Below are 17180 nucleotides of genomic sequence, written 5' to 3'. Positions count from 1 at the left end.
GCGCTTGCTACGCTCCGCCCATGACGCCCACGATTGTCTGGGGTACCGGCAACGTCGGCCGCGCGGCCATCCGTGCCGTCGAGGCTCACCCGGCGCTGAGACTCGCCGCCGTGCTCGTCCACAACCCCGACAAGGTCGGCCGCGACGCGGGCGATCTCGGCGGGCTCGGCTACGATCTGGGGGTCGCGGCGACCGACGACATCGACGCGGTGCTGGCCGCCGGCCCCCGCGCCGTGGTGTACGCGGCGTCCGGCGACATCCGCCCCGACGAGGCCCTCGCCGACATCATCAGGGCGATCCGAGCCGGGGCCGTGGTCGTCACCCCCTCGATGTACGCCCTCTACGACCAGCGCAACGCCCCGCCGGAACTGCGGGAACCGGTGCTGGCCGCCATTGCGGACGGCGGCGGCTCGCTGTTCGTCTCCGGCGTCGACCCGGGCTGGGGCAACGACGTGCTGCCGCTGCTGATCAGCGGACTTGGCACCACCGTCGATGTCATCCGCTGCCAGGAGATCTTCGACTACTCCACCTACGACCAGCCCGACTCGGTCCGGTACCTGGTCGGCATGGGCCAGCCGATGGACTACGAGCCGCCGATGATCGCTCCGACGATCCCGACCATGGTGTGGGGCGGGCAGGTACGGCTCATGGCCAGGGCCCTCGGCGTCGAACTCGACGAGATCCGCGAGACCGTGGATCGGCGCCCGCTCGACTCCACGGTGAGTACCAGGACGATGGGCGAGTTCGAGGCCGGCACCCAGGGCGCGGTGCGGTTCGAGGTGCAGGGCATCGTCGAGGGCGAACCTCGCATCGTCATCGAGCACGTCACCCGCATCCACCCGTCCTGCGCCCCGGACTGGCCGACGCCGCCCGACGGCGAAGGGGCACACCGGGTGATCATCGAGGGCCGCCCGCGTATCGAGGTCACGGTCGAGGCCACCGACGAGGACGGCAACCGGTCCGCGGGCGGGAACGCCACCGCGGCCGGCCGGCTGGTGAGCGCCATCGACTGGCTCGTGGACGCGAAACCAGGGCTCTACGACGCGCTCGACATCCCACTGCGTCCCGCGGTCGGCAGACTCGGAAGGAAGCGACCATGAACATCGACATCCCCGAGGGCAAGGACGCGATCGCGTACGTGTGGGGCGAGATGGTTCCCGGCATCGGGACCGCCGCCTCGAACTACTCGCTGGCGGTGTACGCCCACACGACCCTCGGACTGCGCGAGTTCGAGGCCGCACGGCTGCGGATCGCGCAGATCAACGGGTGCGTGTTCTGCCTCGATTGGCGGACCGAACGGGACGGGCAGAAGGTCGAGGAGGAGTTCGCCGACGCGGTGGCCGAGTGGCGCACCACCGACGCCTTCGACGACCGCACCCGTCTGGCCGCCGAGTACGCCGAGCGGTACGCCCTTGACCACCACGGTCTCGACGACGAGTTCTGGGCGCGGATGACCGCGCACTACAGCCAGCTCGAAATCGTGGAGCTGAGCATGAGCCTCGGCTCGTGGCTGGCATTCGGCCGGCTCAACCATGTGCTGGGCCTGGACACCGTGTGCGTGCTGCCCAGCGGCCCATCGCCCTCCGTCAAGCGATAGATGCCCTGTGACCTGCACATTTTGGCGACCTAAGGCGCGAGCAAACATGGAGAAGTTGTTCTCATTTCGTCGAGAGTGAGGAACATCGCATGAACGACACCCCCTCGGGCGCGCCTGGCTCCAAAGGCGTCTCGCGCCGGGGATTCATCGCTGGAACCGGTTCCATCCTGGGAATGGCGGCCCTCGCGGGTCCCGCGACCGCGGCCCACGCGAAGGCCGCCCGCGCGGCCGCTCCGATCGCCGGCGGGGCCCACGTCCCTGCCCTCGTGATCGGCACCGGATACGGCGGCTCCGTCGCCGCTCTGCGTCTCGCCCAGGCGGGCGTCGACGTGCACATGATCGAGATGGGCATGGCCTGGGACACCCCCGGCCCCGACGGCAAGATCTTCTGCAACACGCTCCAGCCGGACCACCGCTCCTACTGGCTGCGCACCAGGACCAAGGCGCCCCTCAACTACTTCCTCGGCTTCCCGATCGACAGGGACATCTCCCGCTACACCGGCATCCTGGACGCCGAGGACTTCAGCGGCATCACGGTCTACCAGGGCCGCGGCGTCGGAGGCGGATCGCTGGTCAACGGCGGCATGGCCGTCACACCCAGACGCGAGAACTTCGGCGCCGTCCTCCCGTCGGTGAACGCCGACGAGATGTACACCACCTACTACCCGCGCGCCAACGCCGGGCTCGGGGTCAACACCGTCGACCCGGTCTGGTTCGACTCCGCCGCCTGCTACCAGTACGCCAGGGTCGGCCGCAAGCACGCCCAGCGTTCCGGCTTCCCGTTCGTCTTCGTGCCCGACGTGTACGACTGGGACTACATGAAGCAGGAGGCGGCAGGGACCGTCACCAAGTCGGCGCTGGCAGGCGAGATCCTGTACGGCAACAACCACGGCAAGAAATCACTGCAGCTGACCTACATCGCTCAGGCCAAGGCTACCGGCAAGGTCACCATCTCGCCGCTGCACAAGGTCACCTCGGTCGCCCCGGCGGCCGGCGGCGGCTACACGGTCGTCATCGACCAGATCAACACCAACGGCGACACCACGGCCACCAAGACCGTGACCGCGGACAGGGTGTTCTTCGCCGCAGGCAGCGTCGGCACCAGCAAGCTGCTGGTCAAGCTCAAGGCCACCGGCGCACTGCCCAACCTGAACGACGAGGTCGGCAAGGGCTGGGGCGACAACGGCAACGTCATGTGCGGCCGCGCCAACCACCTGTGGGACCCGACAGGCAAGCTCCAGTCGACCATTCCGTGCTCCGGCATCGACAACTGGGCCGCAGGCGGCGCGTTCGCCGAGGTCGCACCGCTGCCCACCGGGATCGAGACCTACGCCTCGTTCTATCTGTCGATCACCAAGAACCCGAACCGCGCCCAGTTCTCCTGGAACGCCGCGACGGGCCAGGTCGATCTGAACTGGCAGACCGCCTGGAAGCAGCCGTCCATCGACATGGCCAAGACGATCTTCGACAAGATCAACGCGAAGGAGGGGACGATCTACCGGACCGACCTCTTCGGCGTCTACAAGATCTGGGGCGACCACCTCACCTACCACCCGCTCGGCGGCGCCGTTCTGAACAAGGCCACCGACAACTACGGCCGCCTCCCCGGCTACCCGGGCCTGTACGTCATCGACGGCTCGCTGATCCCCGGCAACACCAGTGTCAACCCGTTCGTCACCATCACGGCGCTCGCCGAACGGAACATCGAAAAGATCATAGCTACCGACCTGTAGCGATGGCTTGACGCGGCAGTCGGCCACGGGCGCGTGTGGCCGACCCCCTCCCGCGGGGCGCGCACGTGGGAAAGATCTCCCTGTGGGACGCCACCTGGGAAAGGTCTTCCGACGGGACGCGCATCTGGGCAAGATCGACGAAAGCGTCGGCGGACGGGTGGTGCGCAGACCGCGGGCGGACACCGGCGCAAGTCTCCTGTGATCGGTTGGGGAGAATATCTCCACCATCGGCCCAACGGGCGCATACTAGTGACAATGAAGCCCACAAGAGCCGCGGTCCGGCGTCCCCTGCCTGGAAGTCCCTTCAACGTCCCTGCTGCCCCCTTGCCCCCTGTAGAGCGGTTCGAACTGCAGGACTGGGTGAGCCATGACAAGTACGGCCTCGGGTCCGTCATCGGTGTCGAGGAAGATGTCGCCGTGATCGTCGATTTCGGCGCGGAGAAGCTTCGTATCGTCGCGCCGTACCCCAGGCTCTTCAAGCTCTGAGACCTCAGCGGCACCCCGATGACGGGCTGGTTGGCTGTGCCGTGTCCAGCCAAGCCCGGAGAACGAGGGCGGCTCCGACGAGCCTCCTGCTCAGGCCCGGCGATCACGCGGAGGATCTCGGGTCCACGTCGCTCCAGGCGTGAGGGTGAAAGCCTCACGTGCCGCGTAGCGAGCGGTGTCTTTCGCATGATCTGGTGAACCTCTCGCATGGTCTGGTGAAGACGAGGAACATCGAACGGGTCCGTCGCCATCTCCCACCCGGACCACCCGCGCCACTCCCAGGTGCGCGGCCGGGTGCTCGACGTGACCACCACCGTCGCCAGTACTCCTGATCTTCGCCCGCTGGCCCGACGACTCTGCGGCTGAATAGGTCATGCGCCTGATGCATGGATCTACGCCTTAGGCGGATTCTTGAACGGTGCACACGGAATACGAACACACGGTCATGAAGAACGCGGCCGCCGAGCTTCCAGGGGGCGTGCTGCGCCTGGCCGACGACCTGGCCCTCACCCGGATCGGCTACGGCGCGATGCAGTTGGCGGGCCCGAAGGTCTGGGGGCCGCCGCGCGACCGGGACGCGGCCCTCGCCGTCCTGCGCGCCGCCGTCGAGGCGGGGATCACTCACATCGACACCAGTGACTACTACGGCCCGCACGTCGTCAACGACCTCGTTCGTGAGGCCCTGCACCCCTACCCCGAGGACCTGCGCATCGCCACCAAGGTCGGCGCCCGCCGTACCCCCGACCGCGCCTGGCCCGCCGCCCTGTCACGCGACGAGCTGGTCCAGGCCGTCCACGACAACCTCAAGCGCCTGGACGTGCCGGTGCTGGACCTGGTCAACCTGCGGATGACCGACACCCTGGCCGCCGCCGACATCGTCGAGCCCTTCACCGTGCTCGCCGAACTACGCGAGCAGGGCCTGATCCGGCACCTGGGGGTCAGCAACGTCAGCGCCGAGCAGGTCAGGGCGGCCGAGGAGATCGCCCCGGTGGTCACCGTGCAGAACTTTTACAACGTCGCCTCTCGGAAGGACGACGCACTCGTCGACTGGTGCGCCGAGCAGGGCATCGCCTACGTGCCGTTCTACCCGTTGGGGGGCTTCCGCCCGCTCCAGGCCGAAGCCCTGGACGAGGTCGCCCGCGACCTGGGCATCACGGCCTGGCAGGCGGCGCTGGCCTGGCTGCTCCACCGCTCCCCGACCATCCTGCTCATCCCCGGCACCTCTTCGGTCGCGCACCTGCGCGAGAACATCGCGTCGGCCGCCGTCGAGCTGCCCGAGCAGGCGCTGCGCACGCTCGACGCGCTCGCCACCCGCTGACCGCCCCCTCCCCATCGACCCGCCGTCGGCCGGGCGTGAAGCCACCAACGGCTCCACGCCCTGCCTCTGCTCCCGCCTCCGCTCACCAGCTCAGCACCTTCGACCGGTCGGTCGGGGTCGGCAGCCGCTCACGCAGCATCTGCGCGCCCAGCGGGACCAGGGCCACGCAGAGCAGGGCGGTGAGCAGCACATCGGGAATCTCGGCGCCCTTCAGCACGCCCATCCAGGTGCCTCCCGCCAGCAGCAGCATCAAGGCGCGTGCGGTGCCGAACAGGCCCGATCGCCAGGCGGCGACAGCCAGCAGGAGCGAGCCCGCGTACTGTCCTACCGAGGCCCAGACCGGTACCCGCCACGGCCCGTAGGAGATGTCGACGTACTCCTTCATGATCGCGTTCGTCGCCTGGTCCAGCCCGACGACCTCGGTGAGCTGGAAGGCGGTCTGGTCGGCACCGGCGAAGTACAGGCGGGCGAAGAGCCCGGCGACCAGCAGAGTGCCGCCCCAGAAGGCGAGGGAACCTCCCACCTGTTGCGCCAGGGCGATGAAGGCAGGGAAGAGCAGCACCGCCCCCAGCGCGAATACGGCGTAGGCGAGGGTGAGCAGGGCGGGGTCTGAGGTGTAGGCGAGGAGCTGGCCGTAGGCGGCGAACGGCTGCGCCTCGGCCCACACCTGCTGCTGAGGGGTGAGGGCGGTGACCGAGCTCACGTAACGCAGCAGGAATCCGGCGCACAGCACCACCGGCCCCAAGACGAGCGTCCCGCCGCCGATCCACCGTCCGGGAAAGAAGGTGTTCATGGCAGAGAGCTTGCCGAGGCCGAGCCGGGTGGATCATCCGTCGATCGTCAACGAGCACCCCTGTCGAAAGTCAGGTCAACCCAGTGGCGGGACGGTCTGGCTGAGGTGGCGGTCGACGGGGGCCGGCCGCCACGGCGGGTGATCGCTGCCGGTTCCGGCGCGGCGATCAGGACTCGCGCCGGACACGGTCCCGGGGTCCATGAGCCGGCTCATCCGGACGGCACGTGCCGCCCCAACTGCGCAAACGTCGCCGACATGCCGGTAGAGTTGGGTCATTCGTTCTCTTGTATCGTTCGTGTTTATGACGGTAGGTTGGCGTCATGACCGCATCCAGGACCCCGACCATCCCCGAGGAGCTGCGCGGTGCCGGCCTGCGTGTGACGGCCGCCCGTGTCGCGCTCCTCGAGACCGTGCGGGGCGGTGACCACCTTGGCGTCGAGGCGATCGCCTCCGGGGTGCGCGATCGCGTAGGCCATATCTCCCTGCAAGCCGTGTATGAGGCACTTCACGCCCTCACCGCGGCGGGACTCGTACGCCGTATCGAACCGGCCGGCAGCCCGGCCCTGTTCGAGGGACGCGTCGGGGACAACCACCACCACGTCGTGTGCCGGTCGTGCGGTGCCGTCGCTGACGTCGACTGTGCGGTCGGCCATGCGCCCTGCCTGACAGCTTCCGACGACAACGGCTTCTCGGTCGACGAGGCCGAGGTCGTCTACTGGGGCCTGTGCCCCGACTGTTCCACTACCCGCAGTTCCTGAGCACAGAGACCGATTGGTCCGGAAGGATTCCCATGTCTGAGAACCACGACGCAATCGTCACAGACGCGAAGACGGAGGGCGGAGGTGGCTGCCCGGTCGCCCACGAGCGCGCCCCTCACCCCACTCAGGGCGGCGGCAACCGCCAGTGGTGGCCGGAGCGGCTCAACCTGAGGATCCTCGCCAAGAACCCCGCCGTGGCCAACCCTCTCGGCGAGGAGTTCGACTACGCCGAGGCGTTCAAGAGCCTCGACCTCGCGGCCGTGAAGCGGGACATCGCGGAGGTGCTGACGACCTCGCAGGACTGGTGGCCGGCCGACTTCGGCCACTACGGCCCGTTCATGATCCGCATGGCGTGGCACAGCGCGGGCACGTACCGGATCAGCGACGGCCGCGGCGGCGCCGGCGCAGGCCAGCAGCGCTTCGCCCCTCTCAACAGCTGGCCCGACAACGGGAACCTCGACAAGGCCCGCCGCCTGCTGTGGCCGGTCAAGAAGAAGTACGGCAAGAAGCTCTCGTGGGCCGACCTCATGATCCTCACCGGCAACGTCGCCCTGGAGTCGATGGGCTTCAAGACCTTCGGCTTCGCCGGCGGTCGTGCGGACGTCTGGGAGGCCGACGAGGACGTCTACTGGGGTCCCGAGACCACCTGGCTCGGTGACGAGCGCTACACCGGCGACCGGGAGCTCGAGAACCCCCTCGGCGCGGTCCAGATGGGCCTCATCTACGTCAACCCGGAGGGCCCGAACGGCAACCCGGACCCGCTCGCCGCGGCCCGCGACATCCGTGAGACGTTCCGCCGGATGGCGATGAACGACGAGGAGACCGCCGCCCTGATCGTGGGCGGTCACACCTTCGGCAAGACCCACGGCGCGGGCCCGGCGGACCACGTCGGCGCCGACCCCGAGGCTGCCCCGATCGAGGACCAGGGTTTCGGCTGGAAGAACACCTTCGGCACCGGCAAGGGCGCCGACGCGATCACCAGCGGCCTCGAGGGTATCTGGACGAACACCCCGCTGACGTGGGACAACAGCTTCCTCGAGATCCTGTACGGCTACGAGTGGGAGCTGTTCAAGAGCCCCGCCGGCGCACACCAGTGGAGGCCGAAGGGCGGCGCGGGGGCGGGTACCGTCCCCGACGCCCACGACCCGTCGAAGAGCCACGCCCCGACGATGCTGACGACCGACCTCTCGCTCCGCGTCGACCCGGTCTACGAGCAGATCACGCGACGCTGGCTCGAGAACCCCGACGAGCTCGCGGACGCCTTCGCCCGGGCGTGGTACAAGCTGACCCACCGCGACATGGGCCCGATCGCGCGCTACCTCGGCCCGGAGGTCCCGGCCGAGACGCTGCTGTGGCAGGACCCCCTCCCCGCGGTGACGCACGAGCTCGTCGACGCTGAGGACATCGCCTCCCTCAAGGGTCAGATCCTGGCCTCGGGGCTGTCGGTGTCCCAGCTCGTGTCCACCGCGTGGGCGTCGGCCTCGTCCTTCCGCGGCAGCGACAAGCGCGGCGGTGCCAACGGTGCCCGCATCCGTCTCGAGCCGCAGAGCGGGTGGGAGGTCAACGACCCCGACCAGCTCGCGACGGTGCTGCGGACCCTGGAAGGCATCCAGCAGACCTTCAACGCCGCCCAGACCGGCGGCAAGCAGGTCTCGCTCGCCGACCTGATCGTGCTCGCCGGCGGTACGGCCGTCGAGCAGGCCGCCAAGGACGCCGGCTTCGACGTCAAGGTCCCCTTCGCGCCGGGTCGCGCGGACGCGTCGCAGGAGCAGACCGACGTGGAGTCCTTCGCCGCGCTCGAGCCGACCGCCGACGGTTTCCGCAACTACCTCGGGAAGGGCAACCGGCTGCCGGCCGAGTACCTGCTGATCGACCGGGCGAACCTGCTGACCCTCAGCGCCCCCGAGCTGACGGTCCTGGTCGGTGGCCTCCGCGTCCTGGGCGCGAACTACCAGCAGTCGTCGCTCGGCGTCCTCACCACGACTCCCGGCTCTCTGACCAACGACTTCTTCGTCAACCTGCTCGACCTGGGCACGACGTGGAAGGCGACGTCCGAGGACGCGAACACGTTCGAGGGTCGCGACGCCGCCACGGGCGAGGTCAAGTGGACCGGCAGCCGTGCAGACCTGGTCTTCGGGTCGAACTCCGAGCTGCGCGCGCTCGCCGAGGTCTACGCGAGCGACGACGCGAAGGAGAAGTTCGTGAACGACTTCGTCGCGGCGTGGGACAAGGTGATGAACCTCGACCGGTTCGACCTCGTCTGACCATGACGTCCAGGTCGGCCCGAGCCGGCCGACCTGGACGTTCCTGGGTCCGAAGGATCAAGGCCCGGGTTGGGATCATGTTCCCCACCTGGGCCTTGGCGTTGGAACGGATGACTGCTTTCCTCACGGGGTGTGTGGCGCGCCGCGCAATCTCGTTTTGAGACTACGAGGCCCGACCCGCCAGCGCCGAGCCGATGGTCTACCCGCCCCAACCTGGCGGCGCGAATGACCCTGGTTCCCCGCCTGTTCAGGCGCGGATCTGGCACAAGATCTCTCCACATCGCTGAGGCGGTCGATCTGCCGTCGAACCGGTCGAGTGCCTGGGCTTCGCTGTCGCCTGCGAAACTGCTTGCGTAAACTCCTCGGTATGAGCGCTGGACACGCGTATGAGGAGCTTCATCACCTGGTGGACAGGCTTTCGCCGGACCAGGCGCGTCGCCTTTTGCGTTTGGTGAAGACAGATCCGGAGTTGGCTGAAGCGGTGGACGAAGAGTCGCCCCAGCCGACTCGACGTCGCCGGCTCTCCATCGCGGGAATCGGCGCGTCGGGCGAGGGTGATCTGTCGGAACGGGTCGAAGATCTACTGTCGGAGCGGTTCAATCGGTCAGTGTGACCGCCACGCTCCTGGACACCGGCCCCTTGATTGCCGTCGTCGATCGAGATGACAAACACCATGCCTCGTGCGTGCGACTTCTGGAGGAACTGGAGGGGCCCTTGCTGCTGCCCTCGACGATCCTGATCGAAGCTGGCTGGACGATCAACAGGCACATGGGGCCTGCCGTACATGCGCAGTTTCTCGATTCAGTGACCGAAGAGTTCGAGCTTGTCGATCTGCTGCCTGCCGACGTACGACGTATGGCCGAACTCGTCCGGCGCCACAAGGATGCCCGCCTCGACCCGGCTGATGTGTCTGTAGTCGCCATCGCTGAGCGTCTGGGCGTCACGCAGATCGCCACGATCGATCGCCGTGACTTCACGCTGATCCGCCCACAACACGTGTCGGCGTTCACACTACTGCCCGAAGTGCTCGCCTGAGGGATCTTGGAGCGGGTGACGGGCATCGAACCCGCGTTGTCAGCTTGGGGATTGCGGAGATCAGGCCTCGTCAGGTAGCTGACCTGCGAAGGGTGCTATTCGTGAGCGACTGTGGTCGACCCTCGACACCCTCTCGCCAGGGCCAGGGAATCGGTAGTGCGCTGGCCTCCCTACACTCCCGGGCATGGATCCGCGACAGCTCACTGGCGCGCGGGAATCGTCCGGTAACGCCGCGCGCGTGATCGGGAGGCGGGCGATCAGCCGGCCTCGTCGAGGAGGCGCTGGAACGCTTCCTGCACGCGCACCGCCTTCTGAAGGTCCTTCACCGTCGCGTCCGGGATCGTGCGGAAGTACGAGCACGCCGTCTCCTGATGAGCGACGATGAGGTCCTTGATGTTGGGGTCGTGGATGCCCGGGTAGTCCTCGGTGTGCTGCAGGATGGTGTCGAAGATGTCGGGAATCTGGGCGGCGAAGTCGTCGATGTACGCGTCCCAGTCGCCGTCGAAGTTCGTGGCGAACAGCAGCCGCGTGTCGTCATCGAACAGCACCCACCGCGCGTCGTGCAGGGTGCCGATGCGCGTGCTCATCTCCTTCCTCTTCTCCTCGAATCCCGGCTGCTGGAAGATCTCCCGGATCTGCTGTCCGTGACCGGGCTTGACGTTGAAGAAGAGGGTGAACTCGTTTGTCCGGCCGGACTTCAAGCCCGGGCGGCTCGGCTTTTCCGCGTTCGCGGTCATGATGGTTTCCCTTTCTGGGCCGGGTGAGCCTGTGCGCTCCGCCAGGCCGTTGACGGCGACGCAGTTGTCGCCCGAACGGCGGCTCACGCGTCGAGTTCGGCGAGCCAGTTCAGCGCCCGGATCCCGGGCATGAACAGGTATTCACCCCCCTTGGTGACCGCGAAGCGGGGAAGTTCCCGCAGCCGCCTACGGACGGGCCGCTGAGGGATCGTGAAGGTGCCGGTGGCATCGTTGTCCCCGATGACGGGGTCCTTCTCGGTGCCGAGGCCGACAAAGTCCCCGTCGTTGGCCCACTGGGTCTTGATGAACTCGAACTGCCGCACCAGGTCGGCGCCCATGAAGATGAACACGATGCCGCGATCGGCGCCGTCGTCCTCCAGTTGTCCTTCCGGGAGCATGGGCCCGTAGGTGGCGCCGCGGCGCAGGGCGCGGTGAAGCTTGATGTCCACGAACGTGTCCGACAGGGCATCGCGCGGGTTCATGCGGCGGATGTGAGAGCCGAGCGGGCAGCGCAGACCGCGGGGATCCTCCTGCCGGTAGGCGAAGTCGTTGGCCCGTTGCGGATCCGCCGCCAGATCGGAGTCGTCGTGCTCGGGGGCCAGCGCGAGGGGCGCCCCGCTGCGCCAGCGGCCGACCATCTTCGCCGCGAGAAGTTCCTCCTCCTCGGGTGAGGAGGCGTTGTCCTTCAGGTACCTGCGGAAGGCGGCCACCCGCATGTGCAGCTTGCGGAATGCCACATAAGTCCCATTGCGGCCGAGAATGTCGGGCTGGGGCATCGGCCCGACCCGCCCGAGCTCGTTGACGTAGCCGAGAAGGAACTCGCCGGCCTTGATGGTGGGGCCGAACCCCGGCAGGTAGCCGTAGTGGTCGCCACCCGTCTGCGTCTGGAGAATGCTGGCCACCCCGGCGCCTTCGATGTCTGGCTCGCCGATGCCGTCCACGAACCCCAGATGGGTGCGGCCGGTGGGCAGCTGGTCGGCGTCGAGCCGGTAGATCACCGAGACCCCGGGCAGGCCGTTCAACGCCTCGCGGGCGCCGTCCAGCACGGACCGCAGTCCGGCCTCGTCCGGCGCGAACACCGACAGCGCGACGTGCACGTCACTGGTGCCCAGCGGCGGGTCCCAGTGCTCGGGGCCGCTCTCGCCGACATCGCCGAGCCGCGCCGCACGCGCGGCCATCCCCTCGCGGAACTCCGGAGGGAAGCTGTCCAGCGATGCCTGCGGTACGCCGAGGGCGCGTAGCCCCGCATGGCTCAACGCGACGCTGAACCACGCGCGGTTGGGCGGGTCCCACCATCGCTCGGCCGAGGCCACCTGCGGCGCCAGCTGCCGCAACATCTTCCGGCCGTCGGCCGCGTCGTCGATGCGCAGCAGGAAGTAGGAGCCCGTGTACGGCCACGGCCGCTGCCGCAGCAGGGTGCCCTGGATGTCCTCCAGCTCCAGGACCTGGGCCTTGCTCTCGCTGTTGTCCGTCATCGCACCGCCTCGCGTATCCGTGGAGTCCGATCTTCTACGGCAGCACCTCGTCGGCGCTGCGGGGCTCCTGGCGTTCTTGGGCGTTGAGCCGGTGCCGCTGGATGGAGGAGCGGCGGTAGACCTCCTTGCGCGCGCGCATGATCTCCCCGAGGGGCGCGTGCGCGGCCGGCACCCGCCATGGGGTGAAGGACAGCGCGTCCATCTTCGCGATGGTCTCCGTGCCGGAGATGTCCTGCTGCGGGAAGGTGAGCCTGGCCACCGTGACGAAGGGGGACAGCGTCTCCGGCCACTCGACGGTGAGGTCATCGACGGGCATGCGGTTCAGGTCCGCGCAGAGTTGGACCTGGATGTCGAACGCGTACGGCCGGTCCCTCAGCTCGGCTACCAGTGCCGGCCGGAACACCTCCTCGGCCGAGGTGACGTCGATGTCGCGGTGGACCACCGCGGCGGCGCAGGCGGGGTCAGGGGCGAGGCGCACCTTGGCGATGTAGTCGCCGTGCCGTACCGCGCCCATCGTGAAGTACGCCGACAACAGCACGTTGACCAACGCCCGCTGCTGCACCTTGAGGAAGGCCAGGAGCTCATCCCACGCCCACTCGTCCTGCTCCAGCGTCCCCTTCCCGGTGACGAACTCGCTGTAGAAGCGATGGCGACCGGGCGCGCCCTGAGCGAAGTAGCGCGGCGCGTCGAGGAACAGCTCCTGGATGAACAGATAGTGATCCACGGTGTTGCAGAAGAAGATCGGCGCATTGATGAGGTTGTAGTCGAAGGTACGGCTGTCGGGTTCGTCCTCCAGCAGGGTCGGACCGGCGACGTCGAACATCTTCAGCGCCAGGCCGGTCGCCCGCCCCAGCCGCGCGTCGGCTCCGGCATGCGGCGAACCGTTGGAGAAGCGCACCAGCGCGCCATGCCTGCCCGGTGTGGCATAGATGCCCTGCGCGTACTCGGAGGGGAGCCGGTCGAGGATCTCGACCTCCCCCTTGACCAGCCCGTATCCCTTGGCGTGCGCGTCGCGAACGGCGAAACCCGTGCCTTCGGACGCGACCGATCCAGCGATGTACTGCTCGGTCCTGCCGATCACCGTCTGCAACTTCTTGTCGAAGTCGGGATCGATGGCTTCCACATCGGGCGTGTAAGGAATGAACCGTGATGACATGGGCTCGACCGTTCCTTCTGCGGTCTGCGAGCCGTGCCGTACGACGGCCTGTCCGCGAACCGGCCGCCGAGAGCGCGCACACAGGATTCACGAGGTCAACAAGCTGGCGGCGGCCACGCACGCCGGGCCGCTCGCCAAGCCCTGGTGCCGCTCTCGCAGTCGTCATGTGGCGGCTGCCGGACAGGACTAGCACCAGAGTTTAGGCCGGTCAGCATGCGCCCGGAAGATGACGCCCGCGCCTATGGCGCAGTCAGCAGCCATTCCTGAAGCAGGCCCGCCGTCGACCGCATTCCCTTGACCTTCCCGCGACTGCCCACCGAGGAGACTCAGACGGTCAGGCGCCGTCCAGGTGGAATGATGGGGGTGGGAGGGCTCCCGGGTGCCTTGGTCACCGGCGCGACGTGCTGCGAGCGCGCGAGTCTGAGGTCGAGCGCCTGGTCAGCGAGATCGTCTCTGATCGTCGTTGGAGGACGCCATGGGGACAGCCCTCGGTGATGTGCTGGGACTCGCGGCCGGGGTGGCGATCAGCCCGCTCCCGATCATCGCCATCATCATCATCCTGGGTACGCCGAGCGGACGCGCGAACGGACTGCTGTTCACCCTGGGCTGGCTCGTCGGGCTCTTCGCGCTGGGCGCGGTGATGCTGGCGATCGGCGGGCCCGCCGCCGGTTCGACCCCGTCGAAGCCCGCCGCGTGGGTGGGCGGGCTCAAGCTCGGGCTCGGCGTGCTGCTCGTCCTGCTCGGCGCGCGACAGTGGCACCGGCGACCCCCTGCGGGCGCGGAGGCGGACCTGCCGAAATGGATGTCGGCGATCGACCGCTTCTCGCCGGCGAAGGTTCTCGGGCTCGGGGTGGTGCTGTCGGCGGCCAATCTCAAGAACGCCCCGCTGACCATCGCCGCGGGCGCCTCGATCAGCGCGACCACCATTCCGCCCGGGCAGAAGGTCGCGACGCTGGCGCTGTTCGTGATCATCGCCTCCCTGGGGCTCCTGGTGCCCCTCGGCGTCTTCCTGATCATGGGAGAACGGGCCAAGGCCATGCTCGGCAACTGGAGGGGCTGGGCCGCCCGGCACAACACCGCCATCATGGCGGTGCTGTTCGCCGTGCTCGGCCTGAAACTGCTCGGGGACGGCCTTGGCATTCTCCTCTCGTGAGCTCGCTGAGAATGGGGTGTGCTCGAACACCGATTCAGAGTGACGAAGTACGACCCTCGCTTGAGGCGGGCGGATGGTGTTTTCACCGGGGACGACTGGACCGGGGTCGGTGATGTCGGTCGCGTCTTCGGTGGCGAGGTGCTCACGCGCGAACGATACGAGCAGGTTGAGGCCTCGTACGTGAAAGCGGTGGAGCTCTTCGCCGTGGAATCCGGGGTGGCCACCCTGGCTGTACGGACTCCTGAACTACCGGCGGGCGGTGTCTTCGCTCCAGAGGCGGCCTCGGGCATGCCGTTCATTCCCGCGCATGCTCTCTACGACGGATATGAAGTTCCCCTTGAGGCCGGGCTCGCATTGGTCAGAGCGATGTTGCGCGGGGAGGGAGTGTGGGGCCGGCTGGAAGCGGAGGAGCGCTTCTATGCTCATGTCGGCTGGGATTACTACCTCTATGTCGGCAGTCGCTTTCCCTGTATCCGATCGGTGGACGCGGCGCGGCAGATGGGACTCTTCGTCGAAGAGTTCGCCTCGCCGTACGATCTGGAGCTGGAAACCCCGGCATCACAGCGACCAGCCGATGAAAAGTTCTGGGCTGAGGTGGAGCGGCTGGCGGAAAGCACCGGGGGTGAACTGCCGCTTCTGGAACTCTGGGCGGGAGATGCGTGGCGCTGGCACTTGGTCACCCCGGGGGACGGCGTAGCCCGAGTTCGCTCCGAACTCAGACCGCGCGCCCACGTCACGGCTTTCCTGGGACCCCCCGTGGAGATCACCGACAGCTCTCTCGCAGAGATCGCCGAACACGCTGACCGCCTTCTCGACGAGAACTCCTCGGTGGCAGGCGTGATGTGCTTGATCGAAAATCGTGCGGGGGAACGCTTCGGCATGACTACGTCCTGGACGAGGATGATCTTGCGGATTGGCTGGACGCCGCCCGTGCCGCTGATCGCTGCGGTGTGTACCCGGGCGCTGCGGCCGACCAGCCTGGCGCCCTGGCGGCGGTGCTGCCGGACCCGGACGGCGTCGTCCGATCTCCGTGGCCATGAAACGCAGGAACTACCCCGGCGGCCTTCTGCGCCTCAGCGATGAGCTTCGAGCCGGCTGTGACGGTCGCTCGAGAGTTCAGCCTTCAGCCACCCACGCCAGATCAACCGCGGCTGACCCGAATCAGTTGGAAGACGCCGTGAGCGCCCCGCGTCACGGGGCATGCCCTCATTCACCATCCGGGGCAGTCGTGGTCGCCGCCGCTGCGCTCGACGCAATAGCCGGGAGGTAGCGGCTCCGGAGGCGGGGCTGAGCTGTCACCACTGTTCCCGGAGATGATCGCGAGACCGGCAGTGAGACAGAGGGCCGCACCGACTCCGAACACCAGTGCGGCTCCCTCCCTTTGGGTCTTCCCGGCGACGACAGCCGCGAGCGCGGGTGCGCTGACTCCGACGACAGTTGCGGCGATGAGGAACCACATCAAGCGGTCGTCATCAGAAGGACCTCCGAACGAGGCTCGCAACCCTTCCGAGAACGCTTGCAGAAACAGGTACGGGGTTCCAATCAGCCAGACCATGGTCAGGATGACCAGGGCAAGGCCGCTCCACGTCCGCAGCTCTTCGGTCTCTGACTCCATGATCTGGATTCTCACTCCGGTGCCCTGGGGAATGACGGGCGGAGTGGCAACCGACATCGAGTCGTTGCGCCCCCAGGTACCTGACCTACCAAGCGGGTGTCGGCAAGGCCTCGGCCACGAACCGACCGCCGAACCCGAGCCCTCCACCGAAAGCCAGTGGTAGTCCGCGCCCGCACCCTCTCCACCCCGATCGTCAGACCATCGAATGAGGCCGCTCCTCGGGATGAAAAGGGCTCAGCGTGATCCATGTCACGCAACATGGCCGCCGTTTTCGCCGTCTACCCCTTAGACATGTTGATCATTCGGGATCGGCATCGTGTGGTTGACGAGAGGATCACGCATAGCATGGGCAAGATCAAGAACTCGGCCATGGCGGCACTCGGCCTGGTGGCCACGTTGACCGCCACGCTCGCCACCAGCGGCCCCGCCGCGGCGGCGTCTTCCCCCATCGAGGCCTGCGGCGGCGGCGCGTACCACGTCATCGACAGCCACGACTTCGGGTCCAGCGCCACCCTCTACCTGCTCTACAACGGCACCACCAACTGCGTGGTGACCTGGAAGACGGGAGCCAGGGGCAACACCGCGTACGTGGAGGCCCGGCTGCGTCACAGCGGCATGTATTTCAGGGTCGACCCCGGCAACTACAAGTACTACGCGGGGCCGGTGAAGGTCGACGCCCAGGGCCGTTGCATTCAGTGGGGCGGCGCGTACGGCGACAGCTTCTGGATGAGTGACTTGGAGCACTGCGACTGATCGCCGGACCGGTTGCCGCAGGGAGAACGATCCTGTGGCTACGCCCGGCCGCATCATCGGCTGCCTTCTTGCCGGCTTCTTCCGAAGTCGAGATCGCTAGGGGGAGCCGATGGGTGCGGCTGAGCGAGCCCTTTCACCCAGAGCGGCGGCCTCAGGGGCCAGGATGGCCTGGACGATTCAGGTGGCGCGGAACGTAGCCGGTCAGGATCTTTGCACGACCAAGAAGCGGGCCAGGGCTACGGGGCAAGGAACGATCTTGGTCCCGTGGCCCGGCGCCGCGGAACGCACCTGGTCAGCTGGCGGCCAG

17 protein-coding genes are annotated in these 17180 nt (G+C 67.8%); 12 read left to right on the top strand and 5 right to left on the bottom strand.

What is annotated here, in order from left to right:
• The first annotated feature begins 20 nt into the window (after positions 1 to 20).
• The 5 genes from AB0B45_RS41175 (at position 21) to AB0B45_RS41155 (ending at position 5134) form a co-directional block, all read left to right on the top strand.
• On the top strand, positions 21 to 1100 hold the full coding sequence (locus tag AB0B45_RS41175; RefSeq protein WP_358142742.1) for a dihydrodipicolinate reductase: 1080 nt from the start codon (positions 21 to 23) through the stop codon (positions 1098 to 1100).
• Entirely contained in the window at positions 1097 to 1597 is a 501-nt protein-coding gene (locus AB0B45_RS41170; protein ID WP_358142740.1) for a carboxymuconolactone decarboxylase family protein, read from the top strand. The genes AB0B45_RS41175 and AB0B45_RS41170 overlap by 4 nt, the downstream gene beginning before the upstream one ends.
• A gap of 89 nt (positions 1598 to 1686) precedes the next feature.
• Positions 1687 to 3330 carry a GMC oxidoreductase gene (locus AB0B45_RS41165; RefSeq protein ID WP_358142739.1) on the top strand — a complete coding sequence of 548 codons (1644 nt, stop codon included), beginning with the start codon at positions 1687 to 1689 and terminating at the stop codon, positions 3328 to 3330.
• A gap of 324 nt (positions 3331 to 3654) precedes the next feature.
• The gene (locus AB0B45_RS41160; protein ID WP_358142737.1) at positions 3655 to 3816 is read left to right on the top strand and encodes a hypothetical protein; all 162 of its coding nucleotides are present in this window, start codon (positions 3655 to 3657) and stop codon (positions 3814 to 3816) included.
• Between the two features lie 418 nt (positions 3817 to 4234).
• Positions 4235 to 5134 carry an oxidoreductase gene (locus tag AB0B45_RS41155; protein WP_358142736.1) on the top strand — a complete coding sequence of 300 codons (900 nt, stop codon included), beginning with the start codon at positions 4235 to 4237 and terminating at the stop codon, positions 5132 to 5134.
• Positions 5135 to 5216: 82 nt separating this feature from the next.
• On the opposite strand, the gene AB0B45_RS41150 is transcribed toward AB0B45_RS41155, so the two are convergent.
• On the bottom strand, positions 5217 to 5927 hold the full coding sequence (locus tag AB0B45_RS41150) for a hypothetical protein (protein ID WP_358142734.1): 711 nt from the start codon (positions 5925 to 5927) through the stop codon (positions 5217 to 5219).
• 320 nt (positions 5928 to 6247) lie between these two features.
• Here AB0B45_RS41150 and AB0B45_RS41145 point away from each other — a divergent pair, with 320 nt between their 5' ends.
• From AB0B45_RS41145 to AB0B45_RS41130, 4 genes are all read left to right on the top strand, one after another.
• Entirely contained in the window at positions 6248 to 6685 is a 438-nt protein-coding gene (locus tag AB0B45_RS41145; RefSeq protein ID WP_358142733.1) for a Fur family transcriptional regulator, read from the top strand.
• Positions 6686 to 6717: 32 nt separating this feature from the next.
• A complete protein-coding gene (katG, locus tag AB0B45_RS41140; RefSeq protein WP_358142732.1) occupies positions 6718 to 8949 on the top strand; it encodes a catalase/peroxidase HPI in 2232 nt (743 codons plus the stop codon).
• A 367-nt stretch (positions 8950 to 9316) separates the two neighbouring features.
• The gene (locus AB0B45_RS41135) at positions 9317 to 9562 is read left to right on the top strand and encodes a hypothetical protein (RefSeq protein ID WP_358142730.1); all 246 of its coding nucleotides are present in this window, start codon (positions 9317 to 9319) and stop codon (positions 9560 to 9562) included.
• Entirely contained in the window at positions 9559 to 9984 is a 426-nt protein-coding gene (locus AB0B45_RS41130; RefSeq protein ID WP_358142729.1) for a PIN domain-containing protein, read from the top strand. The genes AB0B45_RS41135 and AB0B45_RS41130 overlap by 4 nt, the downstream gene beginning before the upstream one ends.
• 257 nt (positions 9985 to 10241) lie before the next feature.
• Here the strand turns inward: AB0B45_RS41130 and AB0B45_RS41125 are convergent, their stop codons facing one another.
• From AB0B45_RS41125 to AB0B45_RS41115, 3 genes are all read right to left on the bottom strand, one after another.
• On the bottom strand, positions 10242 to 10721 hold the full coding sequence (locus AB0B45_RS41125) for a hypothetical protein (RefSeq protein ID WP_358142727.1): 480 nt from the start codon (positions 10719 to 10721) through the stop codon (positions 10242 to 10244).
• 83 nt (positions 10722 to 10804) lie between these two features.
• Positions 10805 to 12196 (bottom strand): Dyp-type peroxidase, encoded by a 1392-nt coding sequence (locus AB0B45_RS41120; RefSeq protein ID WP_358142726.1) that lies wholly within the window; start codon positions 12194 to 12196, stop codon positions 10805 to 10807.
• A gap of 34 nt (positions 12197 to 12230) precedes the next feature.
• Positions 12231 to 13319 carry a catalase family protein gene (locus AB0B45_RS41115; protein ID WP_358142725.1) on the bottom strand — a complete coding sequence of 363 codons (1089 nt, stop codon included), beginning with the start codon at positions 13317 to 13319 and terminating at the stop codon, positions 12231 to 12233.
• A 508-nt stretch (positions 13320 to 13827) separates the two neighbouring features.
• Between AB0B45_RS41115 and AB0B45_RS41110 the strand changes: the two genes are divergently transcribed.
• On the top strand, positions 13828 to 14505 hold the full coding sequence (locus AB0B45_RS41110) for a GAP family protein (protein ID WP_358142723.1): 678 nt from the start codon (positions 13828 to 13830) through the stop codon (positions 14503 to 14505).
• 39 nt (positions 14506 to 14544) lie between these two features.
• Positions 14545 to 15588, top strand: coding sequence for a hypothetical protein (locus AB0B45_RS41105; protein WP_358142722.1), 1044 nt, complete (start codon positions 14545 to 14547; stop codon positions 15586 to 15588).
• A gap of 127 nt (positions 15589 to 15715) precedes the next feature.
• Here the strand turns inward: AB0B45_RS41105 and AB0B45_RS41100 are convergent, their stop codons facing one another.
• Positions 15716 to 16120: a hypothetical protein gene (locus AB0B45_RS41100; RefSeq protein ID WP_358142720.1), complete on the bottom strand. Its 405-nt coding sequence runs from the start codon at positions 16118 to 16120 to the stop codon at positions 15716 to 15718.
• A gap of 345 nt (positions 16121 to 16465) precedes the next feature.
• On the opposite strand from AB0B45_RS41100, the gene AB0B45_RS41095 reads away from it, so the two are divergent.
• Positions 16466 to 16873, top strand: a complete 408-nt coding sequence (locus AB0B45_RS41095; protein ID WP_358142719.1) for a spore-associated protein A — start codon at positions 16466 to 16468, stop codon at positions 16871 to 16873.
• The last annotated feature ends 307 nt before the right edge of the window (positions 16874 to 17180 follow it).

It is taken from the genome of Nonomuraea sp. NPDC049152, from assembly GCF_040648355.1.
Lineage (GTDB): Bacteria > Actinomycetota > Actinomycetes > Streptosporangiales > Streptosporangiaceae > Nonomuraea.
The sequence above is the reverse complement of the archived record's forward strand: the minus strand, read 5'-3'. Positions and strand labels throughout refer to the sequence as shown.

Coding starts and splice junctions, on each gene's coding strand:
- AB0B45_RS41175 (WP_358142742.1), top strand. CDS start 21: ATGACGCCCACGATTGTCTGGGGTACCGGCAACGTCGGCCGCGCGGCC.
- AB0B45_RS41170 (WP_358142740.1), top strand. CDS start 1,097: ATGAACATCGACATCCCCGAGGGCAAGGACGCGATCGCGTACGTGTGG.
- AB0B45_RS41165 (WP_358142739.1), top strand. CDS start 1,687: ATGAACGACACCCCCTCGGGCGCGCCTGGCTCCAAAGGCGTCTCGCGC.
- AB0B45_RS41150 (WP_358142734.1), bottom strand. CDS start 5,927: ATGAACACCTTCTTTCCCGGACGGTGGATCGGCGGCGGGACGCTCGTC.
- AB0B45_RS41145 (WP_358142733.1), top strand. CDS start 6,248: ATGACCGCATCCAGGACCCCGACCATCCCCGAGGAGCTGCGCGGTGCC.
- katG (WP_358142732.1), top strand. CDS start 6,718: ATGTCTGAGAACCACGACGCAATCGTCACAGACGCGAAGACGGAGGGC.
- AB0B45_RS41135 (WP_358142730.1), top strand. CDS start 9,317: ATGAGCGCTGGACACGCGTATGAGGAGCTTCATCACCTGGTGGACAGG.
- AB0B45_RS41125 (WP_358142727.1), bottom strand. CDS start 10,721: ATGACCGCGAACGCGGAAAAGCCGAGCCGCCCGGGCTTGAAGTCCGGC.
- AB0B45_RS41120 (WP_358142726.1), bottom strand. CDS start 12,196: ATGACGGACAACAGCGAGAGCAAGGCCCAGGTCCTGGAGCTGGAGGAC.
- AB0B45_RS41110 (WP_358142723.1), top strand. CDS start 13,828: ATGGGGACAGCCCTCGGTGATGTGCTGGGACTCGCGGCCGGGGTGGCG.
- AB0B45_RS41100 (WP_358142720.1), bottom strand. CDS start 16,120: ATGGAGTCAGAGACCGAAGAGCTGCGGACGTGGAGCGGCCTTGCCCTG.
- AB0B45_RS41095 (WP_358142719.1), top strand. CDS start 16,466: ATGGGCAAGATCAAGAACTCGGCCATGGCGGCACTCGGCCTGGTGGCC.